Raw genomic sequence first — 18,896 nt, 5'->3', positions numbered from 1 at the left:
CGGAAGATGATCCTGGGAACTTATATGGTATTTATACTATAAGCTTATGGTTTAACTTCCATATATTTTTCATCGTTGCTATAAATCGCCCCAACCCAAGGAGCGCTTCGCCTGGTCCTTGGAAGCTGTTCACGATCTGCCGAGCCAGAGAAACCAGCCGTTTTCGACGCAGTCTCTCCGCGCGCGGCAGATCGTGACCCTTACCCAGAACAGAGCTAACAATCAGCCACGGGGTACTCTTCATGTCGATCTTCGAACAGGGTCTCGCGCCCGCCGCCGTCAACCACATCGCCCTGACGCCGCTGAGCTTCATCGAGCGCACCGCCAGCGTCTATCCGCACTACCCCGCGGTGATCCACGGCAACATCCGCCGCGACTGGGCGCAGACCTACCAACGCTGCCGACGCCTGGCCTCGGCCCTGGCCGGGCGCGGCATCGGCCAGGGCGACACGGTGGCGGTGATGCTGCCGAACATCCCCGAGATGCTCGAGGCGCACTATGGCGTGCCGATGATCGGCGCGGTGCTGAACACCCTCAACGTACGCCTCGACGCCGAAGCCATCGCCTTCATGCTGCAACACGGCGAAGCCAAGGTGCTGATCACCGACTACGAATTCCACGAGGTGATCCATGCCGCCATCGGTATGCTCGACCACCCGCCGCTGGTGGTCGACGTCAACGACCCCGAGTATGGCGAAGGCCGCCCGGTTGGCGAACTGGACTACGAGGCGCTGCTCGCCGAGGGCGACCCGCAGTTCGCCTGGGAATGGCCCCGGGACGAGTGGCAGGCGATCTCGCTGAACTACACCTCGGGCACCACCGGCAACCCCAAGGGCGTGGTCTACCATCACCGCGGCGCCTACCTGAACGCGCTGGGCAACCAGATGACCTGGTCCATGGGCCAGCACCCGGTGTACCTCTGGACCCTGCCGATGTTCCACTGCAACGGCTGGTGCTATCCGTGGACGGTGACCGCGCTGGCCGGCGTCCACGTCTGCCTGCGGCGGGTCGATCCGCAAAAGGTCCTCACCCTGATCCGCGAGCACCAGGTCAGCCACCTGTGCGGCGCGCCCATCGTGCTCAACGCCCTGATCAACATGCCCGACTCGGCCAAGGCCGCCATCGACCACCCGGTGCATGCCATGGTCGCCGGCGCCGCGCCACCGGCCAAGGTGATCGGCGCGGTGGAAGAGATGGGCATCCGCGTCACCCATGTCTACGGCCTCACCGAGGTCTACGGCCCGGTCACGGTCTGCGCCTGGCACGGCGAGTGGGACGACCTGCCGCTGGAGCGACGCGCCGCGATCAAGTCGCGCCAGGGCGTGCGCTACCCGACCCTCGAAGGGGTGATGGTGGCCGACCCGAAGACCCTCGAGCCGGTGCCGCGCGACGGCCAGTCCATCGGCGAGATATTCATGCGCGGCAATACCGTGATGAAGGGCTACCTGAAGAATCCCAGCGCCACCGAGGAAGCCTTCGCCGGCGGCTGGTTCCATACCGGCGACCTGGCGGTCTGCCATCCGGACGGCTACATCGAGATCCGCGACCGGCTCAAGGACATCATCATCTCCGGCGGCGAAAACATCTCCACCATCGAACTGGAGGGCGTGCTCTACCGCCACCCGGCGGTGCTGGAGGCGGCGGTGGTGGCGCGGCCCGACGAAAAGTGGGGGGAAACGCCCTGTGCGTTCATTACCCTGAAGAGCGATCATCAGGGGCTCGCCGAGAGCGAGATCGTCGCGTTCTGTCGCGAACACCTGGCCGCGTTCAAGATTCCGCGTACCGTGGTGTTCTCGGAACTGCCGAAGACCTCCACCGGCAAGATCCAGAAATACGTGCTGCGCGAGTGGGCCGCCGCCCTCTGAGCGCCGCCAGCCGAATTGCCCGTGCAGCGGCCGTGCCACGGCGGCCGTAGGCAGGATGCGCACGGGCAACCCTGTACCTGCGGCCGTCCCGCCGGCCGTTCACCGACGAGGTGTGCAATGCCTGAATACAACGCCCCGCTGCGCGACATGCGCTTCCTGCTCAACGACGTGTTCGACGCCCCCGCCCTGTGGCAGCGCCTGCCGCGACTGGCCGAGCGGATCGACGCCGACACCGCCGACGCCATCCTCGAGGAAGCGGCCAAGGTCACCGGCGGCCTGCTCGCGCCGCTCAACCGCAGTGGCGACGAAGAAGGCGCGCAGTGGCAGGACGGCGCCGTGCGCACCCCGGCCGGCTTCCGCGAGGCCTACGCGACCTACGCCGAGGGCGGTTGGGTCGGCCTCACCGGCAATCCGGCCCATGGCGGCATGGGCATGCCGAAGATGCTGGCAGTGCAGTTCGAGGAGATGATGTACGCGGCCAACGCCAGCTTCAGCCTCTACTCGACCCTTTCCGCCGGCGCCTGCCTGGCCCTCGATGCGCACGGCAGCGAGGAGCTGAAGAACAGGTACCTGCCGAACATGTACGCCGGCACCTGGGCCGGCTCCATGTGCCTGACCGAACCGCACGCCGGCACCGACCTGGGCATCATCCGCACCAAGGCCGAGCCGCAGGCCGACGGTTCATACAGGATCAGCGGGACGAAGATCTTCATCACCGGCGGCGAGCAGGACCTCACCGAGAACATCATCCACCTGGTGCTGGCCAAGCTGCCCGACGCGCCGGCCGGTTCGCGCGGCATCTCGCTGTTCCTGGTGCCGAAGTTCCTGGTCGGCGACGACGGCGCGCTCGGCGCACGCAACGCGGTGCACTGCGGCTCCATCGAGCACAAGATGGGGATCAAGGCCTCGGCCACCTGCGTGATGAACTTCGACGGCGCCAGTGGCTGGCTGGTCGGCGAAGTCAACAAGGGCCTGGCGGCGATGTTCACCATGATGAACTACGAGCGCCTGTCCATCGGCATCCAGGGCATCGGCTGCGCCGAGATGTCCTACCAGAGCGCCGTCGCCTACGCCCGCGAGCGCCTGCAAAGCCGCGCGCCGACCGGCCCGGTGGCCAGGGACAAGGCCGCCGACCCGATCATCGTGCACCCCGACGTGCGCCGCATGCTGCTCACCATGAAGGCGCTGACCGAGGGCGGCCGCGCCTTTTCCACCTATGTCGGGCAGCAGCTCGACCTGGCCAAGTACGCCGAGGACCAGGAAGAACGCAGCCAGGCCGAAGCCCTGGTGGCCCTGTTGACCCCGGTGGCCAAGGCCTTCTTCACCGATACCGGCCTGGAGAGCTGCGTGCTCGGCCAGCAGGTGTTCGGCGGCCACGGCTACATCCGCGAATGGGGCCAGGAGCAACTGGTGCGCGACGTACGCATCGCGCAGATCTACGAAGGCACCAACGGCATCCAGGCGCTCGACCTGATGGGCCGCAAGGTGGTCGCCAACGGCGGGCTGTTCCTCTCCATCTTCAGCCGCGAGGTGCGAGCCTTCGCCGCCGGCGCCAACGCCGAACTGGCGGAGTTCGTCACCCCGCTGCTGACCGCCCTGGACCTGCTGGACAACCTCACCCAGGGCATCGTCGCCCGCGCCGGCAACGACCCGCGCGAGATCGGCGCAGCCTCGGTGGAATACCTGCATCTGTTCGGCTATACCGCCTACGCCTACCTCTGGGCGCGCATGGCCGCCGCCGCGCTGCGCCAGCGCGAGGCCGACCCGGCGTTCCACGACGGCAAGCTGGCCACCGCGCGCTTCTACTTCGCCCGCATCCTGCCCCGCGTGCACTCCCTCGCCGCCGCCGTCGAAGCCGGCAGCGAAAGCCTGTACGGCCTGGAGGCGGAACAGTTCTGAAGCTTCCGTCGCGCGGCCCGTGGGCCGCGTGTTTTTTCCGGGACAGCATGCAACGCGCTGTCCGCCGACAGCCCGCGATAACGGCGGATAACCGCGAAGCGGTTATTCGCCCTACGACGCCCGGGAAGCCGGCCAGGCATTCTTGAAAAACGACGCAACCGCCGGTTATTCGCTAGACCAGGAACAAGGACATATCCATGCGAACCCTCACCACCCTCCTCGGCAACAGCCAGAAACTCGACGGCGGCGCCATGTTCGGCAATGCTCCGCGCGCGCTCTGGTCACGCTGGATGCAGCCCGATGCGGAGAACCGCATCGACCTCGGCTGCCGTGCCCTGCTGGTGCGCGACGGCGAGCGCAACGTACTGGTGGAGACCGGCATCGGCGCGTTCTTCCCGCCCGCCCTGCGCCAGCGCTACGGCGTCCAGGAAGAGCGCCACGTACTGCTCGACAGCCTCGCCGCGGTCGGCCTGGACGACGCCGACATCGACGTGGTGCTGCTCACCCACCTGCACTTCGACCACGCCGGCGGCCTGCTCGCCGCCTGGGAAGAAGGCCAGCCGGCGCGCCTGCTGTTCCCCAACGCGCATTTCGTCAGCGGCCGCCGCCACTGGCAGCGCGCGCGCCAGCCGCACCCGCGCGACCGAGCCTCGTTCGTGCCGGAACTGCTCGACCTGCTGCAGGCCAGCGGACGCCTGGAGCTGCTCGACGACGGCGAGCGCTCGGCGCATCTGGGCGAGGGCTGGCGTTTCCATTTCAGCGAAGGCCATACCCCGGGCCAGATGCTCCCGGAGATCGCCATGCCCGACGGCCCGGTGGTATTCAGCGGCGACCTGATCCCCGGCGCACCCTGGGTACACCTACCGCTGACCATGGGCTACGACCGCTTCCCGGAAGGCCTGATCGAGGAAAAGGAACGCCTGCTGGACAGCCTCATCGCCCGCAACGGCCGACTGGTCTTCACCCATGATCCGTGCGTCGCCATGGGCCGGGTGCGACGCGACGAACAGGAGCGCTACAGCCTCTACGACACCCTCGAGCGGGTCGAGAACCTCGAGGCCTGAGCGAAAGGCGCGGCCCGCCCCGGCGGCGGGCCGCGGGAATCAGGAACGCGCCTTGCGCGCGCCCTTGCAGCGCTCGATGCCGAGCCGGCAGATCCGCTCGCAGAGTTCGGCGAAACCGATCCCGGCCGCCGCCGCGGCCTGCGGCAGCAGGCTGGTGGCGGTCATGCCCGGCAGGGTATTGACCTCCAGGCACCAGAGCCGGCCCTGTTCGTCGAGGCGGAAGTCGGTGCGGCTGTAGCCGCTCAGCTTCAGCGCCCGGTGTACCTTCAGCGCCAGACGCTGGGCCTCGGCGGCGATCGCCGGCGGCAGGTCGGCGGGAAACACCTCGCGCACCGCGCCGGCCTGGTACTTGTGCTCGTAGTCGAAGACCTCCTGGCCGCCGAGGAGAATCTCGCCCACCGGCAGCGCCTGGTCGTCGAGCACCCCGACGGTGACCTCGCGGCCGGCGACGAAGCGCTCCAGCATCACCTCGTCGCCATAGCGCCCGGCCAGCTCGATGGCCGGCTGCAATTCGGCCTGGGAATGCACGATGGACAGCCCCACGGTGGAGCCCTGGCTGTTCGGCTTGACCACCAGGGGGAAGCCCAGTTGCTCGCGCACCGCCTCTTCCGAGGCCGGCGCCATCAGCCAACTGGCGGTCTCCACCCCGGCGGCGAGGAACAGGCGCTTGGCCACGTCCTTGTCCATCGCCATGGCGCTGGCCAGGTGGCCGCTGCCGGTATAGGCGAAACCACCGGCATCCAGCAGCGCCTGCAGGGTGCCGTCCTCGCCGGTGCCGCCGTGCAGGGCGAGGAAGAACACGTCGACCCCAGCCAGTTCGCCGGCGCTCAGCAGGCTCTGCTTGCCGCTGCGGATGATCGCCAGCGAGTCGGAGTCCGGCGGGACCTCCTTGACCTTGCTCGCCAGCAGGCGGCGCTCTTCCTCCGCGCCGAGCAGGCCGCTGGCGGTATCCACCGCCAGCACCTGGTGGCCGGCGCTGCGCAACGCCTGGATCACCTGCGCGCCGCTGGCGATGGAGACGTCCCGTTCCTCACTGCTGCCGCCGAAGAGAACGGCGACCTTCAACTTGTCCTGTCCCATGTTCCACCTGTCGTTCCAGTGCTGGAGGCAGAAAAGCACAACACAGGGGTAACTGAACAGAGACAGTCATCGTCGCGCGCAGCGAACGGCCTCCCTCAGCCGCGCAGTTCCTCGACCAGCGTGCGCAGCAGTTCGGCGGCCGGCAGCTCCCGCGCCAGCGCCGCGCCCTGGCCGGCCCACTGGGCGGCGAAATCATGGTTGCCGCGAGCCAGAGCGGCGGTCTGCAACGCTTTGGTCGCGTCGTAGACGAACGGATAGTCCGGCAAGGGCGGCACTCCAGGCGCGGCGGCATCGAAGAACATCCGGTTGGGCAGGCCGCGGGCGCTGCGCCCGGACATGGTCACGGTCAGCGCGGTGCGCGCCGCGCGCGGCCCCTTCAGCGCCTCGCGGTAGGCGGCGTTGGCCGAGGACTCCGGACAGAGGACGAAGGCGGTGCCCATCTGCACGGCGCTCGCGCCCAGCTCCAGGGCGGCGCGGATGCCCCGTCCGTCCATGATCCCGCCGGCAGCCACCACCGGTAGCGAACCGCGCGCCGCCAGCAGGCGGACCAGCGCCAGGGTGCCGATGGCGGCGTCGCCGCGCTCCGGCTCGAACACCCCGCGATGGCCACCGGCCTCGATGCCCTGGGCGACCACCGCATCGGCGCCGGCGGCCTCCACCAGGGCTGCTTCCTCCGGCGTGGTGGCACAGACCAGTACGCGGATGCCCGCCGCCTGCAACGCGCGAACCTGGTCGCGGGGCGGCGCGCCGAAATGGAAGCTGACCGCCGCCGGCCGCTCTTCCAGCAGCATCGGCAGCAGGGTCGGGTCTTCGAGGAAGCTCAGGTAGATGTTGTTCAGGCGCGCCGGCGGCTCGGCGCCGAACTCGGCGAACAGCGGCTTCAGGTAGTCCAGCCAGGCGCGCTCGCGGGCCGGGTCGGCCTGCCCCGGGCGGTGGCAGAACAGATTGACGTTGAACGGCTTGTCGGTCAGCCCGCGCACCTCGCGGATCAGCGCCCGGCCCTTCTCGGCGGCGCTACCGGTGATGGCGATCGAACCGAGCCCGCCGGCGTTGGATACGGCGGCGGCCAGCGCCGGCGTGGAGACGCCGAGCATGGGTGCCTGGATGATCGGCTGCTGGATACCGAGCAGGCGCGTGAAGCGGTCAGTCATGGCGATTCCCTCTCCCGGTCGGACGACACCGCGTCGGCCGACGCTTGACCAATATATCTTCATAAAAGAATATTTTTAACAATTCATTCTCATAAAGAGATAGATCGATGGACCTTTCCTCCCTCGAAATCTTCCGCGCGGTCGCCCACGAGGCCAGCGTCACCCGCGCCGCTCAGCAGTTGCAGCGAGCGCAGTCGAACGTCACCACGCGGATCCGCCAGCTCGAGGAGGACCTGGGCGTCGAACTGTTCCTGCGCGACGGCAAGCGCATGAGCCTGACCGAACGCGGCAGCGAATTCCTCGCCTACGCCGAGCAGTTGCTGGCTCTCGCCGACGAGGCGCGTCAGTCGATGCATCCCGCCGAGCCCGGCGGGCGCCTGCGCCTGGGCAGCATGGAAAGCACCGCGGCCAGCCGCCTGCCGGCGCTGCTGGCGAGCTATCACAAGGCCTGTCCGCGGGTCGCCCTGGAAGTCTCCACCGGCACCAGTCGCGCGTTGTTCGATGGGGTGCGGGCGCGGCGCCTGGACTGCGCGCTGGTGGCCGCCGGCCCGGGCTGGGCCGGCGAACTCGATGGCAGCGGCCTGCGCGGCGAGCCGCTGTTCCGCGAGGAACTGCTGATGATCCTGCCGGCCGAACACCCGCCGGTCCACGACGTCGCCGAGGTGCGCCTGCGCACCCTGGCCGGCTTCGCCCGTGGCTGCACCTACCGGCAACTGGCCGAGGACAGCCTGGGCACGCCGCTGACGGTGCAGGAAGTCGGCTCCTACCATGCGATCCTCGCCTGCGTCGCCGCCGGCGCCTGTGTCGGCGTGCTGCCGCGCTCGGTGCTGCAACTGCTCGGCACGCCGCCGCTGCGCAGCCTGCCCCTTGCCGAAGTAGACACCTGGCTGGTCTGGCGCGAAGGCTACGCGACCGCCGCCTTCGAACGCTGGCGCGGCGTGCTGGGCCAGGCCGGCGACTGAGCGGCCAGGGGCGAACCCAACGGCCTGGCTCCGGTCCAACCCCGAGCCATCAGAACAATAGCGAGCCAAGGAGTTGCCCATGAGAAGACTGCCCACCCTCTGCCTGCTGGCCCTCGCGCCGCTCACCGGCGTGGCGCCCCAGGCCCAGGCCGCCAGCCTCTACAACCTGCTGGTGGGGACCTATACCGAAGGCTCCAGCGAGGGCATCCAGGTATACCGCTTCGACGGCGCCGACGGCTCGGTGAAAGGCCCGCTGCGCGTGGCCCATACCAGCAACCCCTCGTACCTGACCTTCGCCCCGGACCAACGCACTCTGTTCGTGGTCAACGAGAACGGACGGGGCGGCAAGGGCGATACCGTCGGTCGCGCCACGTCCTACCGTTTCGATCCGATCAGCGGCCGCCTGCAACAGATCAGCCAGGTCCAGACCCTCGGCGATCATCCGACCTACAGCAGCCTCAGCCACGACGGTCGCTACCTGTTCGTCGCCAACTACTCGGTACAGCCGGAAGGCTCGGTGGCGGTACTGCCGGTGCGCGCGGACGGCTCGCTGGCGCCGGTGGTGCAGGTGGAGTCGCACCAGGCCAGCAAGGTGCATCCGCGCCAGGTTTCCGGTCATGTGCACTCGGTGGTGTCCTCGCCCGACGGCCAGTACCTGTTCGCCCCCGACCTCGGCGCCGACAAGGTATTCGTCTACCGCTACGCCCCGGAACAGGCCGAACGTCCGCTGCAGGCGGCCGATCCGGCATTCGTCCCGACCCCGCCCGGCAGCGGCCCGCGCCATCTGATCTTCAGCGCCGACGGGCGTTTCGCCTACCTGACCCTGGAACTGAGCGGCCAGGTGATGGTGTTCGCCCATGAGGGCAATGGCCGCCTGCGTCAGTTGCAGACCCACGACCTGGCGCCTGCCGGCTTCCAGGGCAAAGTCGGCGCCGGCGCCCTGCACCTGTCCGCCGACGGCCGCTTCCTCGGCGTGCTCAATCGCGGCGACGACAACCAACTGGTGACCTTCGCCGTCGACCCGGCCGGCGGCCAGTTGCGTTTCGTCGAACGGCGCTCGGTGGAAGGCACCGAGCCGCGCGAATTCGCCTTCTCGCCCGGCGGGCGCTTCGTCCTCGTGGCCAACCAGAACAGCGACCAGTTGCGGGTGTTCGCCCGCGATCCGCAGAGCGGCCAGGTGGGCAAGACGCTGCAAAGCGTCGAGGTGGGGTCGCCGAGCGATCTGCGCTTCGTGGCGGTGCCGTGACCTTGCACTCGGCCATCCGCCGATACGCCGCTGGGCCGGCGGATCGGCGCTAAGCGGTCATCCGCACCACGGAGCCAGACCCGAAGCCCGCCCTGGCTCCAAGGCCCACAGGCATGGAGCTTCCGCCCACATACGGCAAGTCCTGTAGGGCGAATAACGCGAGGGGCGTTACCCGCCGCTGTCCCGGAGAACCGGCGGATAACCGCAAGCGGTTATTCGCCCTACGGAACCAGGATCCGCCACGTAGAGGTTTGCCATGCTTGCCCTCCAGACGATGGGGTAGCTAACTCGCCCCGGCAGGAGGTCGAATCGTCGCGCAGCGGGTCGAGCGACAGTGATGCCGCGAAGGCGTCTCGCTCCAGGGGGAACCGTCGCGACGGGTTGCCCGCAAGCTACACCCAGGCCCTCCCCCAATAGTCCCCGCGACCAATCGTCAGCCCCTCATCCCACCGTCCCGCGACACCAACGAATCCACCTGCAACCCACGCCCAGCAAGGCCTATAGCGCTAATCACAGACGCCCTTGACCTCAACTTAACTTGAGGTTTTATAGTCCCCGCTGCGGTCATACCGCCCCGTTTCCCCAGGACCACGAACCGCCCCCACGGCCGCTTCGCGGCGCCGGATGGCGACCAGCACAAGGAACGACCCATGCAGCGCTTCATCGATAACTCGCTCGAAAGCAACTGGCTCTGGCTGACCGCCCGGATCTGCCTGGCCCTGATGTTCGTCGCCTCGGGACTGGCGAAGCTGTTCGACTATCAGGCCAGCCTGGAGGAAATGCGCGCCGCCGGCCTGGAGCCGGCCTGGCTGTTCAACATCGCCACCGCCGTGACCCTGCTGGCCGGCTCCGCGCTGGTCCTGCTGGACCGCAAGCTATGGCTCGGCGCCGGGGCGCTGGCGGTGTTCCTGCTGCTGACCATCCTCATCGTCCACACCTTCTGGAGCAAGACCGGCGTCGAAGCCAAGCTGGCGATGTTCTTCGCCCTCGAACACATCGCGGTGATCGGCGGCCTGATCGCCACGGCCATCGCCAGCGCGCAACGCCAGCGGCTGCGCCAGGACGTCTCCGTGGCCGCCACCTACCAGAAGGCCTGAGGCGATCATGCAGAAACCCGTCCTGATCGCCAGTGCCGCGCTCATCTGCGCGGCGGTTATCGGCATCGCCGTCTACGCCACCGGCTCGGCGAAGAAAGACGCCGGCGGTTTCGCCGGCTACCCGCCGGTAAAGGTCGCCCTCGCCTCGGTGGAGCGGCGGGTGGTGCCGCGCGTCTTCGATGGCGTCGGCGAGCTGGAGGCCGGTCGCCAGGTCCAGGTGGCCGCCGAAGCGGCAGGACGGATCACCCGCATCGCCTTCGAATCGGGCCAGCAGGTGCAGCAAGGGCAGTTGCTGGTGCAACTCAACGACGCGGTGGAACAGGCCGAGCTGATCCGTCTCAAGGCGCAGTTGCGCAATGCCGAGATCCTCCATGCCCGTGCGCGCAAGCTGGTAGAGCGCAACGTCGCCTCGCAGGAACAGCTGGACAACGCCGTCGCCGCCCGCGACATGGCGCTCGGCGCGGTGCGCCAGACCCAGGCGCTGATCGACCAGAAGGCGATCCGCGCGCCCTTCTCCGGCCAGCTCGGCATCCGCCGCGTGCACCTCGGCCAGTACCTCGGCGTCGCCGAGCCGGTGGCCAGCCTGGTGGATGCGCGGACCCTGAAAAGCAATTTCTCCCTGGACGAAAGCACCAGTCCCGAGCTGAAGCTCGGCCAGCCCCTCGAGGTCCTGGTCGACGCCTATCCGGGGCGCAGCTTCCCGGCGCGCATCAGCGCCATCGACCCGCTGATCGGCAAGTCGCGCACGGTGCAGGTCCAGGCCTTGCTGGACAACCCCGAAGGCCTGCTCGCCGCCGGCATGTTCGCCAGCATCCGGGTCTCGCGCAAAGCCGACGCGCCGTCGCTGAGCGTGCCGGAAACCGCGGTCACCTATACCGCCTACGGCGACACCGTGTTCGTCGCCCACCAGGACGGCGACCGGCCGCTCAGCGCCAAGCGCGTCTCGGTGCGGATCGGCGAGCGCTGGGACGGTCGCGTGGAAATCCTCCAGGGCCTCGCCGAGGGCGACCGGGTAGTGACTTCCGGACAGATCAACCTGAGCGACGGGATGGCCGTGGAACCGGTCAAGGAAGACACCCTGAGCAGTGCCGCGCCCCCCGTGCCGGTCGCAGGCCGCTGAAGGAACCCCGCGATGACCTTTACCGACCTGTTCGTCCGCCGGCCGGTGCTGGCGCTGGTGGTCAGCACGCTGATCCTGCTGCTCGGCCTGTTCTCCCTGGGCAAGCTGCCGATCCGCCAGTACCCGCTGCTGGAAAGCTCGACCATCACCGTCACCACCGAGTACCCCGGCGCCTCCGCCGATCTCATGCAAGGCTTCGTCACCCAGCCGATCGCCCAGGCGGTGTCGTCGGTGGAGGGCATCGACTACCTTTCCTCGACCTCGGTGCAGGGGCGTAGCGTGGTGACCATCCGCATGCTGCTCAACCGCGATTCGACCCAGGCGATGACCGAGACCATGGCCAAGGTCAACTCGGTGCGCTACAAGCTGCCCGAGCGTGCCTACGACTCGGTGATCGAACGCTCTTCCGGCGAGACCACCGCGGTAGCCTACGTCGGCTTTTCCAGCAAGACCCTGCCGATCCCGGCGTTGACCGACTACCTGTCGCGGGTGGTCGAGCCGATGTTCTCTTCCATCGACGGCGTGGCCAAGGTCCAGACCTTTGGCGGCCAGCGCCTGGCCATGCGCCTCTGGCTCGACGCCGACCGCCTCGCCGGGCGCGGCCTGACCGCCTCCGACGTGGCCGAGGCGATCCGCCGCAACAACTACCAGGCGGCGCCGGGGATGGTGAAGGGGCAGTACGTGCTGTCCAACGTGCGGGTCAACACCGACCTGACCAACGTCGACGACTTCCGCGAGATGGTCATCCGCAACGATGGCAACGGCCTGGTGCGCCTGCGCGACGTCGGTACCGTCGAACTGGGCGCCGCGGCCACCGAGACCAGCGCACTGATGGACGGCGACCCGGCGGTGCACCTGGGGTTGTTCCCGACGCCCACCGGCAACCCGCTGGTGATCGTCGACGGCATCCGCAAGCTGCTGCCGGAGATCCAGAAGACCCTGCCGCCGGATGTCCGCGTCGACCTCGCCTACGAGACTTCGCGCTTCATCCAGGCCTCCATCGACGAGGTGGTGCGGACCCTGGTGGAAGCGCTGCTGATCGTGGTGCTGGTGATCTACCTCTGCCTCGGCTCGCTGCGCAGCGTGCTGATCCCGGTGGCGACCATTCCCCTGTCGATGCTCGGCGCCGCCGCGCTGATGCTGGCCTTCGGCTTCAGCGTCAACCTGCTGACCCTGCTGGCGATGGTGCTGGCCATCGGGCTGGTGGTGGACGACGCCATCGTGGTGGTGGAGAACGTCCACCGCCACATCGAGGAAGGCAAGTCGCCGGTGGCGGCGGCGCTGATCGGCGCCCGCGAAGTGGCCGGCCCGGTGATCGCCATGACCATCACCCTGGCCGCCGTGTACACCCCCATCGGCCTGATGGGCGGCCTCACCGGCGCGCTGTTCCGCGAGTTCGCCCTGACCCTGGCGGGCGCGGTGATCGTGTCCGGGGTGGTGGCGCTGACCCTGTCGCCGGTGATGAGTTCGCTGCTGCTCCAGGCGCACCAGAACGAGGGGCGCATGGGCCGCGCCGCCGAGTGGTTCTTCGGCGGCCTGACGCGGCGCTACGGGCAGGTCCTGGAGTTCTCCCTGGGCCACCGCTGGCTGACCGGCGGCCTGGCATTGCTGGTGTGCATCAGCCTGCCGCTGCTGTATTCGATGCCCAAGCGCGAACTGGCGCCGACCGAGGACCAGGCCGCGGTGCTCACCGCGATCAAGGCGCCGCAGCACGCCAACCTCGACTATGTCGAACTGTTCGCGCGCAAGCTCGACCAGGTCTACACCAGCATCCCGGAAACCGTGAGCACCTGGATCATCAACGGCACCGACGGACCGGCGGCGAGCTTCGGCGGGATCAACCTGGCGGCCTGGGAAAAGCGCGAGCGCGACGCCTCGGCGATCCAGTCCGAGCTGCAAGGCAAGGTCGGCGACGTCGAGGGCAGCAGCATCTTCGCCTTCCAGTTGGCCGCCCTGCCCGGCTCCACCGGCGGCCTGCCGGTGCAGATGGTGCTGCGCAGCCCGCAGGACTATCCGGTGCTCTACCGGACCATGGAAGAGATCAAGCAGAAGGCCCGACAGAGCGGGCTGTTCGTGGTGGTCGACAGCGACCTCGACTACAACAACCCGGTGGTCCAGGTCCGCATCGACCGCGCCAAGGCCAACAGCCTGGGCATCCGCATGCAGGACATCGGCGAGTCGCTGGCGGTGCTGGTGGGCGAGAACTACGTCAACCGCTTCGGCATGGAGGGCCGCTCCTACGACGTGATCCCACAGAGCCTGCGCGACCAGCGTTTCACTCCGCAAGCGCTGGCACGACAGTTCGTGCGCACCCAGGACGGCAACCTGGTGCCGCTGTCGACGGTGGTCCGGGTGGCGCTTCAGGTCGAACCGAACAAGCTGATCCAGTTCGACCAGCAGAACGCCGCGACCCTCCAGGCGATCCCCGCGCCCGGCGTCTCCATGGGCCAGGCGGTGGCCTTCCTCGACGACGTGGCGCGCGGCCTGCCGGCCGGCTTCAGCCACGACTGGCAATCCGACTCGCGGCAATACACCCAGGAAGGCAACACCCTGGTGTTCGCCTTCCTCGCCGCCCTGGTGGTGATCTACCTGGTGCTCGCCGCGCAGTACGAGAGCCTGGCCGACCCGCTGATCATCCTGATCACCGTGCCGCTGTCGATCTGCGGCGCGCTGCTGCCGCTGGCGCTGGGCTACGCGACGATGAACATCTATACGCAGATCGGCCTGGTCACCCTGATCGGCCTGATCAGCAAGCACGGCATCCTCATGGTCGAGTTCGCCAACGAACTGCAACTCCACGAGCGCCTCGACCGCCGCGCGGCGATCCTGCGCGCCGCGCAGATCCGCCTGCGGCCGGTGCTGATGACCACCGCGGCAATGGTCTTCGGCCTGGTGCCGCTGCTCTTCGCCAGCGGCGCCGGCGCCGCCAGCCGCTTCGGCCTGGGCGTGGTGATCGTCTCCGGGATGCTGGTCGGCACCCTCTTCACCCTGTTCGTGCTGCCCACCGTCTATACCCTGCTGGCGCGCAACCACGCGGAAGTCGACAAGAGCCCGCGCAGCCGGCAACTGGCCGAGGCCGATCTGCTGGTGAACAAGGCATGAAGCGCTCCTACCCGAACCTTTCGCGCCTGGCGCTGGCCCTGGCGGTCGGCACCGGCCTGGCCGCCTGCAGCGTCGGCCCCGACTACCAGCGTCCGCAGTCGCCGCCGCCACGCGTCGCCAGCGAGCACCTCGGCGAGTTCTCCGGCGAGCGGCGGGAAGCGCCCTGGTGGAGTTTCTTCGACGATCCGCAACTGGTGCGCCTGGTCGACCAGGCGCTGGCGCGCAACCACGACATCCGCGAGGCCCGCGCCAACCTGCGCAGCGCCCGCGCGCTGTTCGACGACCGCTGGCTCGACCAGTTGCCGCAGGTCACCAGCCAGGCCGGCTACAGCCGCAGCATCGAACAACAGCTGGACTACGACGGCGAGCCGCGCCGGCGCCTGGCGGAGAGCTACCGCGCCGGCTTCGACGCGCAGTGGGAAATCGACCTGTTCGGCCGCCTCGGCCGACTTTCCGACGCCGCCGTGGCCCGCGCCGAAGCGGCCGACGCCGACCTCCGGCTGGTACGCCTGAGCATCGCCGCCGACACCGCCCGCGCCTACTTCGAGATCCAGGGCTACCAGCGCCGGCTGGACGTGGCGCGCGCCCAGGTGCGCAGTTGGCGCGACACCCTGGAGCTGACCCGCAGCAGCCTGCAACTGGGCAGCGGCCTGCCGGAGGACGTGGAGAACGCCCAGGCCAACCTGCTGCGCAGCGAAGCGGCGATTCCGCCACTGACGACCGCGCTGGAGAGCGCCCGCTATCGCCTCGACGTGCTGCGCGGCGAGGCACCCGGCAGCGGCGCGCCGATCCTCGACGGCGGCGCCGCCGCGCCATTGGCGAAGAACCTGCCGCTGGGCGACGTCGACCGCCTGATCCTCCAGCGCCCCGACGTAGTCAGCGCCGAGCGGCAACTGGCAGCGAGCACCGAAGACGTCGGCGCGGCCACCGCCGAACTCTATCCGCGCCTCGACCTGGGCGGCTTCATCGGTTTCTTCGCCCTGCGCAGCGGCGACCTCGGCAGCGCCTCGCGCGCCTTCGAACTGGCGCCCAGCGTCAGTTGGCCGGCGTTCCGCCTGGGCAACGTGCGGGCCCGCCTGCGCGCCGTCGAGGCGCAGTCCGACGCCGCGCTGGCGCGCTACCAGCGCTCCCTGCTGCTGGCCCAGGAGGACGTCGGCAACGCGCTCAACCAACTGGCCGAACACCAGCGTCGGCTGGTCGCCCTGTTCCAGTCCGCGACCCATGGCGCGAACGCCCTGGAGATCGCCAACGAACGCTACCGCGCCGGCGCCGGCAGCTACCTGGCGGTGCTGGAGAACCAGCGCGCGCTGTACCAGATCCGCGAGGAACTGGCGCAGGCGGAGACCGCCTCGTTCGTCAACGTCATCGCGCTCTACAAGGCGCTCGGCTGGGGCAGCGGCGACCTGGCGCCGGGCGCCGGCCAACTGGCCGCCGGCGAAACCGCCGGGGCCAACCGTTGAAAGTTCCGATTCAGGCCCTGGCAGCGACGATCATGCGGGTTTCCATCGGCAGGTCGACGATCCGCTCCACCGCGAAGCCGCCGCGCCCGAGCAGGTCGACCACCTCCTCGGTGGTGCGGTGACGGCCAGCGCAGGCCATGAACAGGTGCACGTCCCAGAGCACCGACATCGGCGACGGCTCGCTGGCCGAGATGGTCCGCTCGATCACCACCACCCGGCCGTCGCCGGCCATCGCCTCGCGGCAATTGCCGAGCAACCTCAGGCTGGCGGCTTCGTCCAGATCGCCGATGATCCGCGACAGCAGGTAGATATCGCCGTTGGACGGCACCTCTTGCAGCATGTCGCCGCCCACCAGGCTGACGCGCTCCCCTGCCAACAGGCTGGAGAGGTTGTCGCGGGCCACGCCGAGGGAACCCTCGCGGTCGAGCATCACGCCCCGGGCGCTGGGCTCGGCCTGCAGGATGGCCTTGGTCAATTCGCCGGAACCGCCACCGACGTCGACGAAGCTACGCCCGCGGAAATCCAGGAGCCTGGGGATCTCGTGGAAGGCCAGGTTGCTCGCCTTCATCGCCAGCAGGAAGCGCCGGCCGGCATCCGGGCAGCGCTTCAGGTAGCTGTAGAAGTCTTCGCCGAACGCCAGCTCGAAGCCTGGGGTACCGCTGAGCAGCGCCTCGCAGGCGGGCGTCCAGGCGGCGTGGAACTCCTCGCCGTAGAACAGCACCATGTCGCGGAAGGAGCCCTCGACATCCCTCAGCAGGTGGCTGGTGGGGGTATTGGCGTAGCCGTCGCGGGTATCGCCCTGGAAGATCTCGAAGGCCACCAGCAGGCGCATCAGTCGATGGATGCGCTCGGCATCGGAACCGACCGCGGCGGCCAGCGTCTCGTCGCTGTCGATCCCGCTCTCGATCAGATCGGCCAGCCCGAGGCGCGTAGCGACGTAGACGCAACGGGACTTCCATTCCCCGGTAACAACTTGTATCAAATTACGCGCAGCAGCAAGATTCGAATTATTCATCTTTTATTCTCTCTCGTTACACATTTCCGTAACCCGAGAAGTACCCAAGCGCTCTATTTCGCACTTCTTGCCCGCTCGGCGAGAAATACCGCAGAACACCCCGGTTCATTCGGAACTTTGAGAAAAAATGCGCTCATCCCCCGGATCAGCGCTCCCTGGATCTCGTTGCGGAAACAACCCTGGAACTTTCCAACTGCCTGTTCCAGAGCCTTTTCCTGCGTACCGAAAGAATAAAATTACAACTTGGCTACAACCTCCGGCATTGCAGGAAGCATCAGCTTAGCAATCCCGCATACCCTGTCTGGCACCTACCAGATCTTGTAGTTGAGCCGGTACGAGCGTTCTGTGTTTTATGCAATCCACATCAGCGACCAGGGATGCTGGCTATTTGAAACACTTCACGGAATGACGCTGAAAGTCTTCGCGACCTCGTCTGTCGCACCTTAACGAAAGCATTGCGAATCCATTACCGACAGGTTTCCAAAAGAAACCCGGGATGAAACTCCTATTGCCTTTCGAAAATTGGAAACGACAGGCGAACATATGTAACGCGAAATTTCACCCTACGTATAAACAATGCGCCCAGCGAATATCGCTCCCTTACCGAGCGACGAACTCCTGCGCGCCAGCGAATAACCGATGCCGCGAGGGAAAAGTTTCTCCGGCATACCTGCAGAGCCCTCTCGGAGGCGGCGCATGAACGGTCAGCGGTACAGGGAAACACCCCTCGACATCGAGCGTCTGCGGCGCCTGAATCGCGCCACGGTGGAGCGCTACATGGCAATGAAGGGGGCCGAACGGTTACAGCGGCACAGCCTGTTCGTCGAGGACGGCTGCGCCGGCAACTGGACCACGGAAAGAGCGGCGAACCCCTGGTTTTCCGGGGCCATGAGAGCCTCAGGCGGCTCGCCGAGTGGCTCGAGCGCTGCTTCCCCGACTGGGAGTGGCACAACGTGCGGATCTTCGAGACCGAGGATCCGAACCACTTCTGGGTCGAGTGCGACGGGCGCGGCAAGGCGCTGGTCCCGGGGTATCCGCAGGGCTATTGCGAGAACCACTACATCCATTCCTTCGAACTCGAGAACGGCCGGATAAAACGTAATCGCGAGTTCATGAACCCGATACAGAAACTGCGTGCATTGGGAATAGCCGTTCCGCAAATAAAACGTGACGGTATTCCCACTTGAATGACATCTACCGCCAAGGAGCATTGACGATGCCTGATACGACAAATCCAATCGGTTTCACCGATGCCAACGAACTTCGCGAAAAGAATCGCGCCACCGTCGAGAAGTACATGAATACCAAAGGCCAGGATCGCCTGCGCCGCCATGAACTTTTCGTCGAGGACGGCTGTGGCGGTTTATGGACCACCGATACCGGCTCGCCCATCGTCATTCGTGGCAAAGACAAACTTGCGGAACATGCCGTCTGGTCATTGAAGTGCTTTCCCGATTGGGAGTGGTACAACATAAATATATTCGGAACCGACGACCCCAATCATTTCTGGGTCGAATGCGACGGTCACGGCAAGATTCTTTTCCCCGGATATCCCGAAGGTTATTACGAAAACCACTTCCTGCATTCCTTCGAACTTGAAGACGGCAAGATCAAGCGCAACCGCGAATTCATGAACGTCTTCCAACAATTGCGGGCCTTGAGCATTCCGGTCCCGGAAATAAAACGCGAAGGCATTCCCACTTGATCGAAACGATATCTCCTGCCGAAGGGGGACCCACCATGGACGATCTATTGCAACGCGTACGGCGCTGCGAAGCGCTGCAGCAACCCGAATGGGGCGATCCGTCGCGCCTGCGCGACGTGCAGGCGTACCT

14 protein-coding genes and 1 pseudogene are annotated in these 18,896 nt (G+C 67.3%); 12 read left to right on the top strand and 3 right to left on the bottom strand.

The genetic code is table 11. The annotated features are described in order from the left end of the window. The first annotated feature begins 242 nt into the window (after positions 1–242). The 3 genes from FHW81_RS00075 to FHW81_RS00065 all read left to right on the top strand — a co-directional run bounded on the left by FHW81_RS00075 (position 243) and on the right by FHW81_RS00065 (position 4,828). On the top strand, positions 243–1,865 hold the full coding sequence (locus tag FHW81_RS00075) for an acyl-CoA synthetase (protein WP_003093598.1): 1,623 nt from the start codon (positions 243–245) through the stop codon (positions 1,863–1,865). 117 nt (positions 1,866–1,982) lie between these two features. After that, positions 1,983–3,764, top strand: a complete 1,782-nt coding sequence (locus FHW81_RS00070) for an acyl-CoA dehydrogenase C-terminal domain-containing protein (protein ID WP_003118167.1) — start codon at positions 1,983–1,985, stop codon at positions 3,762–3,764. Between the two features lie 197 nt (positions 3,765–3,961). Further along, positions 3,962–4,828: an MBL fold metallo-hydrolase gene (locus FHW81_RS00065; protein WP_003093600.1), complete on the top strand. Its 867-nt coding sequence runs from the start codon at positions 3,962–3,964 to the stop codon at positions 4,826–4,828. Between the two features lie 39 nt (positions 4,829–4,867). Here FHW81_RS00065 and FHW81_RS00060 read toward each other — a convergent pair whose 3' ends face one another. Both FHW81_RS00060 and nmoA read right to left on the bottom strand, forming a co-directional pair. Continuing rightward, on the bottom strand, positions 4,868–5,908 hold the full coding sequence (locus tag FHW81_RS00060) for a D-alanine--D-alanine ligase (protein ID WP_003093601.1): 1,041 nt from the start codon (positions 5,906–5,908) through the stop codon (positions 4,868–4,870). Positions 5,909–6,003: 95 nt separating this feature from the next. Next, complete coding sequence (gene nmoA / locus FHW81_RS00055; RefSeq protein ID WP_003104734.1) at positions 6,004–7,059, bottom strand: nitronate monooxygenase; 1,056 nt, start codon at positions 7,057–7,059, stop codon at positions 6,004–6,006. 107 nt (positions 7,060–7,166) lie between these two features. On the opposite strand from nmoA, the gene nmoR reads away from it, so the two are divergent. From nmoR to opmD, 6 genes are all read left to right on the top strand, one after another. After that, positions 7,167–8,021: a LysR family transcriptional regulator NmoR gene (gene nmoR / locus FHW81_RS00050; RefSeq protein WP_003104733.1), complete on the top strand. Its 855-nt coding sequence runs from the start codon at positions 7,167–7,169 to the stop codon at positions 8,019–8,021. 79 nt (positions 8,022–8,100) lie between these two features. Then, positions 8,101–9,267 carry a gluconolactonase PpgL gene (ppgL, locus tag FHW81_RS00045; protein WP_031756505.1) on the top strand — a complete coding sequence of 389 codons (1,167 nt, stop codon included), beginning with the start codon at positions 8,101–8,103 and terminating at the stop codon, positions 9,265–9,267. A gap of 650 nt (positions 9,268–9,917) precedes the next feature. Next, positions 9,918–10,364, top strand: a complete 447-nt coding sequence (mexG, locus tag FHW81_RS00040; protein ID WP_003093607.1) for a multidrug efflux RND transporter inhibitory subunit MexG — start codon at positions 9,918–9,920, stop codon at positions 10,362–10,364. Positions 10,365–10,371: 7 nt separating this feature from the next. After that, the gene (mexH, locus tag FHW81_RS00035; protein WP_003104731.1) at positions 10,372–11,484 is read left to right on the top strand and encodes a multidrug efflux RND transporter periplasmic adaptor MexH; all 1,113 of its coding nucleotides are present in this window, start codon (positions 10,372–10,374) and stop codon (positions 11,482–11,484) included. A gap of 12 nt (positions 11,485–11,496) precedes the next feature. Next, a complete protein-coding gene (mexI, locus tag FHW81_RS00030) occupies positions 11,497–14,586 on the top strand; it encodes a multidrug efflux RND transporter permease MexI (RefSeq protein ID WP_003114727.1) in 3,090 nt (1,029 codons plus the stop codon). Further along, positions 14,583–16,046: a multidrug efflux transporter outer membrane subunit OpmD gene (gene opmD / locus FHW81_RS00025; RefSeq protein WP_023118935.1), complete on the top strand. Its 1,464-nt coding sequence runs from the start codon at positions 14,583–14,585 to the stop codon at positions 16,044–16,046. The genes mexI and opmD overlap by 4 nt, the downstream gene beginning before the upstream one ends. 10 nt (positions 16,047–16,056) lie before the next feature. Here opmD and phzM read toward each other — a convergent pair whose 3' ends face one another. Then, entirely contained in the window at positions 16,057–17,061 is a 1,005-nt protein-coding gene (gene phzM / locus FHW81_RS00020) for a phenazine-1-carboxylate N-methyltransferase PhzM (RefSeq protein ID WP_003093617.1), read from the bottom strand. A gap of 696 nt (positions 17,062–17,757) precedes the next feature. Here phzM and phzA point away from each other — a divergent pair. The 3 genes and pseudogenes from phzA to FHW81_RS00005 all read left to right on the top strand — a co-directional run. Further along, positions 17,758–18,248 (top strand): annotated as a pseudogene (phzA, locus tag FHW81_RS00015) (phenazine biosynthesis protein PhzA). Between the two features lie 29 nt (positions 18,249–18,277). Continuing rightward, on the top strand, positions 18,278–18,766 hold the full coding sequence (gene phzB, locus FHW81_RS00010) for a phenazine biosynthesis protein PhzB (RefSeq protein ID WP_003123955.1): 489 nt from the start codon (positions 18,278–18,280) through the stop codon (positions 18,764–18,766). Positions 18,767–18,801: 35 nt separating this feature from the next. Next, positions 18,802–18,896 (top strand): hypothetical protein (locus FHW81_RS00005; protein ID WP_010792363.1); only part of this gene is annotated, 95 nt, incomplete at its 3' end.

This window comes from Pseudomonas sp. RC10-4-2, assembly GCF_050433085.1.
GTDB lineage: Bacteria > Pseudomonadota > Gammaproteobacteria > Pseudomonadales > Pseudomonadaceae > Pseudomonas > Pseudomonas aeruginosa.
Note: the sequence above shows the minus strand (reverse complement) of the source record. Positions and strands in the feature narration are given on the sequence as shown.

What these genes read in the sequence shown, in the direction of transcription:
- nmoR (WP_003104733.1), top strand. Translation starts at nt 7,167, where the DNA reads ATGGACCTTTCCTCCCTCGAAATCTTCCGCGCGGTCGCCCACGAGGCC.
- FHW81_RS00060 (WP_003093601.1), bottom strand. Translation starts at nt 5,908, where the DNA reads ATGGGACAGGACAAGTTGAAGGTCGCCGTTCTCTTCGGCGGCAGCAGT.
- FHW81_RS00070 (WP_003118167.1), top strand. Translation starts at nt 1,983, where the DNA reads ATGCCTGAATACAACGCCCCGCTGCGCGACATGCGCTTCCTGCTCAAC.
- phzB (WP_003123955.1), top strand. Translation starts at nt 18,278, where the DNA reads ATGCCTGATACGACAAATCCAATCGGTTTCACCGATGCCAACGAACTT.
- mexI (WP_003114727.1), top strand. Translation starts at nt 11,497, where the DNA reads ATGACCTTTACCGACCTGTTCGTCCGCCGGCCGGTGCTGGCGCTGGTG.
- mexG (WP_003093607.1), top strand. Translation starts at nt 9,918, where the DNA reads ATGCAGCGCTTCATCGATAACTCGCTCGAAAGCAACTGGCTCTGGCTG.
- FHW81_RS00075 (WP_003093598.1), top strand. Translation starts at nt 243, where the DNA reads ATGTCGATCTTCGAACAGGGTCTCGCGCCCGCCGCCGTCAACCACATC.
- phzM (WP_003093617.1), bottom strand. Translation starts at nt 17,061, where the DNA reads ATGAATAATTCGAATCTTGCTGCTGCGCGTAATTTGATACAAGTTGTT.
- nmoA (WP_003104734.1), bottom strand. Translation starts at nt 7,059, where the DNA reads ATGACTGACCGCTTCACGCGCCTGCTCGGTATCCAGCAGCCGATCATC.
- opmD (WP_023118935.1), top strand. Translation starts at nt 14,583, where the DNA reads ATGAAGCGCTCCTACCCGAACCTTTCGCGCCTGGCGCTGGCCCTGGCG.
- ppgL (WP_031756505.1), top strand. Translation starts at nt 8,101, where the DNA reads ATGAGAAGACTGCCCACCCTCTGCCTGCTGGCCCTCGCGCCGCTCACC.
- FHW81_RS00065 (WP_003093600.1), top strand. Translation starts at nt 3,962, where the DNA reads ATGCGAACCCTCACCACCCTCCTCGGCAACAGCCAGAAACTCGACGGC.
- mexH (WP_003104731.1), top strand. Translation starts at nt 10,372, where the DNA reads ATGCAGAAACCCGTCCTGATCGCCAGTGCCGCGCTCATCTGCGCGGCG.